The sequence below is a fragment of the Embleya sp. NPDC056575 genome (assembly GCF_042793325.1).
Lineage (GTDB): Bacteria > Actinomycetota > Actinomycetes > Streptomycetales > Streptomycetaceae > Embleya.
Window position 1 is genome coordinate 1 of sequence record NZ_JBHTVA010000010.1, and the last position, 8,289, is coordinate 8,289.

Consider the following 8,289-nt stretch of genomic DNA (forward strand, 5'->3'; position numbering starts at 1 on the left):
CCCGCGACGGGCCCGGACGGCGGTCGCCCGGGTGGCGTCGGCGTGGATCGCGACGCGCCGATCGCCCGTCACCGACGGCCGGCGCGACGCGGATGCATGCGCGAACGCGACGGTGCGGGGCCGCTTCAGAGGGAGGACTGGCTGCCGACCGTCCTGACGCCCCACCTCACCTCGGACAGCAGGGCGCCGTCGAGGGTTTTCACACCGACCACATCGACGGTGTAGGACTTGGCGCGCTCCAGCGCGTAGTCGAGAACGAAGGTGGAGACGCCGGTCGTGGGGTCGTAGGTCATGGTGCCGCGGTAGTTGTCGGTCTCGCCCCGGTAGACCCCCCAATGGATGGTGCCGGGCTGCACCTCTCGGTCGAAGGTGATGGTGAACACGGTGTCGATCGGCACCTCCTGGTCGCCCTTCGGGAAGAAGTCGAGGACCTTCGGCGCGGGGCCGCGGGTGTCGGTGGTGCCGAAAACCGGTTCGACCCAGTAATTGCTGTCGTTCCAGGTGGAGTTCGGGAACCCGCTCCCGTAGGCGTAGACGCCGTTGCCGCCGACGGCCTCGCTCGCGGGCGCGGTCAGCGGGCCGCGGACGCGGGCGGCGGTCAGGCCGTTCTGGTCGTTGCTGTACCTGCCGTTGGGCGCGTGGTACGAGGCCACGTACGTGGTGCCGGCGGTGACCGCGACGGGCTGGGCGAAGTTCACCTGCTGCCAGCCCGACTCGGACTCGGTGATGAAGGTGGCGGTGGCCAGTTGTACGCCGGCCTCGGACCACAGGGTGCCGGTGTGCGTGCCGGTGTTGGCGACGTCCTTCCAAAAACGGACGCCGAGGACGTAACCGGCCCGGTCCGCTTGGAACTTGACGCCGAGTTCGGTGGCGGAGGTGTCCGGATCCGGCCCGAACGAGGGCCCGTCGGTCGACGGCCACAACGTGCACGGGCAGGCGGCCGGGTCGCTGATGACACCGGTGTCGCCGGAATCCGCGGCCGCGCGGGACGTCCCCGGCGCGGCCACGACTAACGCGAGCAGCAGCGCCAGGATTGTCGGGAGGGTCGCTCGGTGGTGCCTTGGCCAAGGTATGTTCATGAGTATTCCCTACTCGAACATCGTTTCCCGGGACGGTCGTCCCGGGGCCGAGCCATGGGAAAGTCTGGCGTACGTCCCGAGCCGTTGTCCCGGATTCGTCCCCTCGGGAAGCGGGTCGGGGGGTTCCGCGGCACACACCACGCAGCCGTCGGCCGCCGCACCGCGCGATGACCGCGTCGACCGATCCGGGGGTCGCGGGTGTTGGGTCGTCCGCGGCGCGGGTGACGGCTCCACGTCACGATCGCAGGCTCCGACGGGTACGGCCGTCCCGTGCGGCGGGGCGGTGCGCGTTCGCCGTCACGCGGTCGTCGTCGAGCCGGCCCGGCCCCCACCGCGCCACTCGGGGCCGGCCGCGTCGTTGAACCGGGCGTGACCGTGACCGACTCCTCGCTTCGACCGCTCCTCGCCGTCGCCGTCTGCCACCTGTGCGACCGGCGCACCCCGGCCGCCGGCGCGACGGCCGTAACGCCGCGCACCGCGGCCGGGTCGCCCCGACCGGTACGCCTGTGCGCACACTGTCGGGACAACCGGCCCGGCCGCGCCGGCGGTGAACTCGTCGCCGACGACCGGACGTGGGTGTTCGTCGAACGCGAGTCCACCTCGCTGATCAGCGCGTACGAGGCCGGTCGATGGCTGCCCTACCACGACGAACTCCATTGGGCGCAGGCCCTGAACACGGCGACCTGGACCCAGGGCCTCGTGGCACGGGCCCTGTGCGACGCCAGGGAACACGTACGGGCCGGGCGCCTGATCCGCGTCGTCGAGCACCTTCCGCGCCTGCTCGCGCTCGTCGACGACGGCGACCGCTGCCTGGCGTCGCTGCGCCGGCTCCTGGATGTGCTCACGCAAGGGCCGGCGTAGCGAGGCGGGGTCGTCTCCGGTGTCGCCGGTTCCCGACCCGTCGACGCCACACACCGCCTCTGACGTCGGGCTCCCCCGGCATCATCGCCAGGCGGGATCCGGTGGATCGACGCAGAATCGGGGCATGGACATGCCCGCGACGCACGGACACCTCGTGCTCCCCGGCTTCGGCGACCTCGAGGTCACCCTCGACCTGTTCGACTGGCCGACCGAGGGCGAGGTCCTCCCCCGCACCTGGTCCGCGATCGTCGACGGCACCCCCGCCCTGTACGCGGGCGCCGAGGGCGTCCTGCACCTCGACACCGAACCCGCCACTCTCGGGCACCGGTTCGTGGTCACCGTCGCCGGAGGCCACGTCGCACAGATCGTCGGACGCGACCCACAGTAGCCACCATCGGACACAGAGCGATGACGTCGTCGTACATGCCGTCGAACGACCGGCTGGCGACCCTGACCGCACCGCCCGGCGCCTCAACGGCGAATGGCTCGTGGTGCGCGACCACGCGGACCTGCCGGCCCGATCGGACCGCACGTCGTGGTCACCCCAGGCGGCAGCATGTCGTGTGGTGTGGATCTTCACCGCCGACTCGGAGCAGGCCCCCGCGGGCCGTCATCGTCCGATACACCCGATCACAGACCGCTGCCGGGCGGGATGGGCGTTGCCTGGTGGTAGTACATCCGCCATACCCCGGCTGCGCTCTGCTTGCGCCAGAGCGAGCTCCGTCGTGCCCGACTTCCATCGAACGTGGTCTCGTAGGTGAGATGCACGAGTCCGGGGGCCAGTAGCGCGCCGACGAAGTTCGAGGGTTCGTAGCGCGGACCGCCTTCCGCCGCCGCGTTCATCCGGGGCAACTCGGCAAGCATCTCTTCGTACGTCCATCGCCGCCCGGAAGCGCCGACCTCGACGAAGTCCGGGTCCAGCAGCGGCAGGGCAAGCGAGCGGGACGCGCGCACGTCGAGGTCCATCAGACGCAGTTCTGCGGCGATCGCTTCGCCCACCGCATCCGTCTCTTCGCTCACGGGGGCATTCTCGCTCACGTGGCCACCTACTCCGCAACCGGGATCAGCCGCCGGCGCTTCGCAGCGCCCGGGCGCGTGTCCTCGCGGTCGCTGTCCGATCGTTCGGCCATCAGCTCTTTCCTTTGCGTTTCGCCCGCCTCAGGGCCTGGGGCTTGTGGACGGCCGTGCCACCGGACTTCTCGCTTTCGACCTCGTACTGCGGCTGCCGCGGCGAGGCGGCGACCGTTCGCCCGGCCGCGCGTGTCCGTCGGGTGAGCTTGCGTTTGACGATGCCGATGGCGGTACTTCCGTGACTGCGCCAACTCACCCGATCACCCTTCGCGATTTTCGCGTGCCGCGCCATGGCGTCCTTCTTTCTTATGGCTCCCTCTCCTCTACCCATTCAGGGAGTTTTATGGATCTATCGTCATGTATCTCCCATCATCGTGGTCACATGGGCGACGCCGTGACGTTTCCCGCGTCGGTGGGGTGCGCGTGATCCGGATAGCCGGTCGTGGGGCGGGCCATTAGCGTGATCCGCCGACCGTGATCACGCGGTGGCCGATGTGTCGCCGACCCAGCGTGTCCGCGCCATGTGCGGGCAGGAACGGGGATTGATGAGATCCGTTACGTCAGAACGCGGTTTCCGGTGGCAGTCCACGAAGCTGCGACGGCGAGTAGGTGTGGCGGTCGCGTCCGGGGTGCTTTTGACCGGCGGCGCGGTGGCGGTGGCTCCCGGGGCGTCGGCCGCGTCGCACCCGTCGTGCGACGTCGACCTCCGGGACCAGACGGCGAAGATTTCCGGCAGCAATGTTCGCCTGCGTGCCAAGCCGAACACCAACTCCACGGTGTATCGACTGCTGCAGAAGGGCGCCACCGTCACGGTGTACTGCCAGAAGAACGCCGGCGAGGCGAACTGGTGGTACTACGTGAAGCACAACGCCAGTGGGGTCAAGGGCTGGGTGTGGTGGGCCTACGTATAGGTCCGGAAGCACGGACCACGCGACCGTCCGCTGACGGATACGCCTGGTGAATCGCGAGGACCCGCGGGCAACACCCGCGGGTCCTTCGTGTGTCGTCATGTCCGGGTGTTCGCGAGCGGGGTCGGGAGACGGCTGCGGTGATGTGTCGCCAAGCGGCGGCGTCGACGGTCGGTACCAGGGTGGCCGCTCGGGGTCGAAGCGGATGACGGATCATGGACGCATGTGTTCCGTCCCCGACGCCGTCGCCTACCTCGTCGGCCGCTGGTCCATCAACCGCACCGTGATCGACGAACTCTCCGGCGCCCGGGGCTCCTTCATCGGCACCGCGGAGTTTCGGCGCGTCGGCGACGAGCTGCTCGAAGAGGAGTCCGGCGAGTTCGAGTGGGGTGGCGTGACCAACCCGGCGAGCCGCAGTCACCGGCTTGTGCCGCGCGCCGACGGCACCGCCGACGTACTCTTCGCCGACGGCAGGCCGTTCCACGACCTCGACCTGCGTACCGGCCGCTGGAGTACCCGCCACCCCTGCGCAGCGGACTTCTACGACGGGGAGTTCACCGTCGTGTCCCAGGACGAATGGCACCTGCGGTGGCGGGTCTCGGGCCCGGCGAAGACGCAATTGCTGACCTCCGTCTACCGACGGATCCCCCCGCCCGGCCGGCCGCCCATCCCGGCCCCCTGACGAGCCGTGGTCGCCCATCGAGCCGCCGCCGGTCGGCCGGGCTCCGGGACGAGGTCGCCCCGGCGGTGCCGCTATCGGGTGAAGTACGGTTCGAGGACGGACACGATCACCACGCTGCTCCCGGGTGGTCGGGGCGCACGGTCCGGACATCGGTGCCGCGGCTCGTTCCCTCGCGCCGTGATCATGCGCGTGCCCTCGCCGACTCACAGGGTGTCGAACCCCGACCGCCAGGACGGATGGGTCGGGATCCAGCCCCGGTGCTTGCGGGCGAGGTGGTTGTCCGCGCCTCGGGCCCAGGCGGCGTGCGGTACACCGGCCGCTGCGGCGGGCCATGGCGCGCCCACCGCCCGAGCGAACGCCGGCACCCATTCGTCGGCGGTCGCCGGCTGGTCGTCGACCACGTTGACCACGCCGCTCGGCCAGTGCAACGCGGCCACCGCTGCGGCGGCGGCATCGTCGACGTGGACAAAACTCGAGACGTCCGGGCCGCCGGGCAACCGGCCCGCGCGCGCGTCGGCCGCCTTGGTCCCGTCTGCCGCGAACCACGTACCCGGGCCGTAGAGCAGGCCGTAGCGCAGCACCACCCACTCGGGGAGCTCGCGGACCGCCCGTTCCAGGGCGATCACCCCTTCGACCGTGCCGCGTCGCGGTTCGACGCTCGTGTCGTCCAGCGGCGTCGTCTCGTCGGCGGGCTCGTCTCCCGCCTCGTACGCCCACGCGATGCTCTGCGCCACGATGCGCCGAACTCCCGCCGCCCGTGCGGCATCGACGAGATTGCGGGTGCCGACGACGCGCATCCTGGCGTTGGCCGCGAGGTCGACCGCGGACAGACCGGTGAGTTGATGCATCACGACGTCGGGCTCCGCCCGGCCCACCACGCGGGTGAGCGCCTCGCGATCGAAGACGTCCGCAAACGCGACCTCGGCGCCGTGTGCCCGCAGATCGGCCGCGGCCTCCGGGCGGCGCGTCAGCGCGGTGACCCGGTGCCCCGCGCCGACGAGCGCGGGGACGACCCGGCTGCCCCGGACGCCGGTCGAGCCGGCAACGAGAACATGCATGTTCGGAACTTCGGCTTTCTGTCGGGGGGCGGGCCGAGGCTTCGGCGACCCGGCCGGTGTACGGGTTCGGCGGTTACTTCGTCGGTCGAGGCGCCCGGCGATCCTTCCGCGCGAGCAGTTCCGCCGCGTCGACGAGGGTGAGCATGGGTTCGCCGGGGACGCCGACCATGACCACCACGAACCGGCTCCACGCGTCGGCGAGATTGTTGCCCGCCTGGTAGTGGATGACGTCGCCGCCCGGCTCCCAGAACGCCTCGCCGGCGCGAATGACCCGCTCGGGTTCGCCTTCGAGCTCGAACACCATCTCGCCTTCGAGCATGTAACCGAAGACCGGACCCGAGTGCCGATGGGGCGGCGTACCCGCGTCGCCGGGCGGCAACTCGACCGTCATGGTCATCACTTCGGCGGACGCGGGCAAAAACGGCGGAGTCTGGTGGAGAAGGGTGGTCAGTACGGTCCCACCGCGCTTTTCGATCATGACCGCAACGGTAGGCGTGGTCCGGTCCACACGAATGGTCCACTCGGAGTCGAATCCGATGGACCGGTTACCCGGCGCGCCTCAGGCGTGTACGGCGGCATCGTGTGCGCCGGTGCGCGCCGACCTCACCTGTAGGTGTGGTTTGGCCGCCGCGCGGCCGTGTGTTCGGGGTTATGGGTGCTCTGCTGTTCGAGGCGATGCGTCGGACGGCTCGTGGTGTCCACGAGGGTTCCGGCCTCGCCGTCCGCGGCCTGCCTCGCAGGGTGGGGCGTGCGGCCGGGCACCTTACAACGTAGGGGGTTTCGTCATGTTCACGATGAGAAGGCGGCGCACCGGACGCCTCACCGGCGTCGGAATATCCATCGCGGTGGCGGTCGCGGGTCTGACCGCACTGCCCGCCGTCGGCACCGCGCAGGCCGCACCCGGGACACCGGGTGTACCGCAGGCACCCGCGGCGATCTTCGTCGAGGGCTTCGAGAACGGCCAGGGTGCGACGCCGACCCTGCTCACGAACTACACCGGCGGTCCGCCGGTGGGCGAGACGTACACCGCCGATCCGGCCTGGTTGACCGCGTGCAACGGCTGGGTCACGTCGCCGGCCGCGTCGACCACACCGCCCGTCGGCAGCGGGTGTGTCCCGGGCGATTGGGCCCAGGTCAAGAACCTCGCGGGCGTACTCGGTCAGTGGTCGGGCGGTTCCTCGACCACGAACCACGCCGTGACGGCGTACACCGCGGGCAATCCCGGTGCCGGCAAGGTGCAGTTGGAGACGGTGACGCCGATTCCGTTGCCCGCCGGTCGGCGCTTCATCGCGTTCTCGGTCGACATCGCCGAGGTCAACTGCTTCGCCAACCATTCCAGGTTCAGCTTCCACCTGCTCGACGGCACGGTGGCCACGCCCGCGTTCACGCGCCCGATCGAGGCGTGCGTGGATGCCACGACGACGATCGGCGGTGCCAAGGTCGGCACCTTCACCAGCAACGGCGCCGTGCTGTTCTCCGGCGACCGGGCCGGCATCCGGTTGGTGAACGAGCAGCCGAGCGGCACCGGCAACGACGTGGCCTTCGACAACGTCAGGCTCGTCGACGCGAGCCCGCAGGTCGACATCGGCTTCGCGCCGACGCCGGTGCTCACCGGTGGCACCTCGACCCTGACCTTCACGATCACGAACACGAACGAGCTTGGCGCCAAGCCCGGTTGGTCGTTCTCCGACACGCTGCCGGCCGGCCTCAAGGCGACCGGGGTGACCACCACGACGTGTGATGCCGGTTCGGTCGTCGCGCCGGCGGGCGGGGGCACGGTCGATGTGTCCGGCAACCTGATCGCGGGTCAGGGGTCCTGCACGGCACAGGTCCAGGTGACCTCGGCGGCGCGCGGGACGTACACGAACTGCGCGGCCGGTTTCACGAACGTCGTCGGGGTGAGCCTGCCGGGGTGCGCGAGCGTCGTGTTCGACACGATGCGATTCGACGCGCACGCGTACGGAGCCGCGCTGAAGTCGCCGCTCGGGGACATCGGCCCGATCGCCGCGTCCGACGTGACGTGCTCGAACGTCGCGGCGGTCGACACCGACAAGGTCGCGACGGTATCGCTGGGCACCGTCGGCGACGCGGGCGTGGTCACCACCCGCGCGGAGGGCACGATCGACGCGAACGGCCTGCAACGGGCGCACGCACGCGCCGAGACGGCCGGGGTGAACCTGCTCGGCGGACTGGTCACCGCGGATGTCGTCGAGGCGCTCGCCAGCGTGCAGGGTGACGCCAACGGCGGTGCCACACCGAGCGGTTCGGTCACGTTGACCAATCTGAGGGTGGCCGGGGCACCGGTGGTGAACCCGAACGTCAATGTGGACATCACGATCCCGCTGGTGGCGACGGTGCGCGTGAACGAGCAGGTGGTCGACCCCGGTGGTCGGGGAATCACGGTCAACGCGCTGCGGATCACGCTGCTGTCCGGCGTGAGCGTCGTGGTTTCGCACGCACGGGTGGCGCTGACCCTGCCGGGAGTCACGTGCCCGACCGTATGACATAGGGGCGACGAGACCGGACGCGGCGGCCGGGTACGGCCGCCCCGTCCCGGGTAGTGGACGTCGGGGGGACGCGCGGGTGTCCGCGGCGTTTGGGGCGAAGTACAGGTGTTGACCGTTACCGGT

At 70.5% G+C, this 8,289-nt stretch carries 10 protein-coding genes; 5 read left to right on the plus strand and 5 right to left on the minus strand.

The genetic code is table 11. The features are described from left to right. Window positions 1–125 precede the first annotated feature (125 nt). Entirely contained in the window at window positions 126–1,007 is an 882-nt protein-coding gene (locus tag ACFRCG_RS09790) for a DUF4082 domain-containing protein (protein ID WP_380030270.1), read from the minus strand. 441 nt (window positions 1,008–1,448) lie between these two features. On the opposite strand from ACFRCG_RS09790, the gene ACFRCG_RS09795 reads away from it, so the two are divergent. Together ACFRCG_RS09795 and ACFRCG_RS09800 are read left to right on the plus strand one after the other, a co-directional pair. Beyond that, window positions 1,449–1,940 (plus strand): hypothetical protein, encoded by a 492-nt coding sequence (locus tag ACFRCG_RS09795; protein WP_380030271.1) that lies wholly within the window; start codon window positions 1,449–1,451, stop codon window positions 1,938–1,940. Window positions 1,941–2,064: 124 nt separating this feature from the next. Then, on the plus strand, window positions 2,065–2,328 hold the full coding sequence (locus ACFRCG_RS09800) for a hypothetical protein (RefSeq protein WP_380030272.1): 264 nt from the start codon (window positions 2,065–2,067) through the stop codon (window positions 2,326–2,328). 242 nt (window positions 2,329–2,570) lie between these two features. Here the strand turns inward: ACFRCG_RS09800 and ACFRCG_RS09805 are convergent, their stop codons facing one another. Then, the gene (locus ACFRCG_RS09805) at window positions 2,571–2,960 is read right to left on the minus strand and encodes a DUF4440 domain-containing protein (protein ID WP_380030273.1); all 390 of its coding nucleotides are present in this window, start codon (window positions 2,958–2,960) and stop codon (window positions 2,571–2,573) included. A 109-nt stretch (window positions 2,961–3,069) separates the two neighbouring features. Further along, the gene (locus ACFRCG_RS09810; protein WP_380030274.1) at window positions 3,070–3,303 is read right to left on the minus strand and encodes a DUF2945 domain-containing protein; all 234 of its coding nucleotides are present in this window, start codon (window positions 3,301–3,303) and stop codon (window positions 3,070–3,072) included. A 319-nt stretch (window positions 3,304–3,622) separates the two neighbouring features. On the opposite strand from ACFRCG_RS09810, the gene ACFRCG_RS09815 reads away from it, so the two are divergent. Beyond that, window positions 3,623–3,922, plus strand: a complete 300-nt coding sequence (locus tag ACFRCG_RS09815; protein ID WP_380030275.1) for an SH3 domain-containing protein — start codon at window positions 3,623–3,625, stop codon at window positions 3,920–3,922. A gap of 220 nt (window positions 3,923–4,142) precedes the next feature. Next, the gene (locus ACFRCG_RS09820) at window positions 4,143–4,601 is read left to right on the plus strand and encodes a DUF6314 family protein (protein WP_380030276.1); all 459 of its coding nucleotides are present in this window, start codon (window positions 4,143–4,145) and stop codon (window positions 4,599–4,601) included. 203 nt (window positions 4,602–4,804) lie between these two features. On the opposite strand, the gene ACFRCG_RS09825 is transcribed toward ACFRCG_RS09820, so the two are convergent. Both ACFRCG_RS09825 and ACFRCG_RS09830 read right to left on the minus strand, forming a co-directional pair. Beyond that, a complete protein-coding gene (locus tag ACFRCG_RS09825; RefSeq protein ID WP_380030277.1) occupies window positions 4,805–5,659 on the minus strand; it encodes an NAD-dependent epimerase/dehydratase family protein in 855 nt (284 codons plus the stop codon). A 73-nt stretch (window positions 5,660–5,732) separates the two neighbouring features. Then, window positions 5,733–6,137, minus strand: coding sequence for a cupin domain-containing protein (locus ACFRCG_RS09830; protein WP_380030278.1), 405 nt, complete (start codon window positions 6,135–6,137; stop codon window positions 5,733–5,735). A 307-nt stretch (window positions 6,138–6,444) separates the two neighbouring features. On the opposite strand from ACFRCG_RS09830, the gene ACFRCG_RS09835 reads away from it, so the two are divergent. Further along, window positions 6,445–8,163 carry a choice-of-anchor P family protein gene (locus ACFRCG_RS09835; RefSeq protein WP_380030279.1) on the plus strand — a complete coding sequence of 573 codons (1,719 nt, stop codon included), beginning with the start codon at window positions 6,445–6,447 and terminating at the stop codon, window positions 8,161–8,163. The last annotated feature ends 126 nt before the right edge of the window (window positions 8,164–8,289 follow it).

Excerpts from the sequence above, each read along its gene's own strand:
- ACFRCG_RS09800 (WP_380030272.1), top strand. The coding sequence starts at position 2,065 with ATGGACATGCCCGCGACGCACGGACACCTCGTGCTCCCCGGCTTCGGC.
- ACFRCG_RS09810 (WP_380030274.1), bottom strand. The coding sequence starts at position 3,303 with ATGGCGCGGCACGCGAAAATCGCGAAGGGTGATCGGGTGAGTTGGCGC.
- ACFRCG_RS09820 (WP_380030276.1), top strand. The coding sequence starts at position 4,143 with ATGTGTTCCGTCCCCGACGCCGTCGCCTACCTCGTCGGCCGCTGGTCC.
- ACFRCG_RS09825 (WP_380030277.1), bottom strand. The coding sequence starts at position 5,659 with ATGCATGTTCTCGTTGCCGGCTCGACCGGCGTCCGGGGCAGCCGGGTC.
- ACFRCG_RS09830 (WP_380030278.1), bottom strand. The coding sequence starts at position 6,137 with ATGATCGAAAAGCGCGGTGGGACCGTACTGACCACCCTTCTCCACCAG.
- ACFRCG_RS09835 (WP_380030279.1), top strand. The coding sequence starts at position 6,445 with ATGTTCACGATGAGAAGGCGGCGCACCGGACGCCTCACCGGCGTCGGA.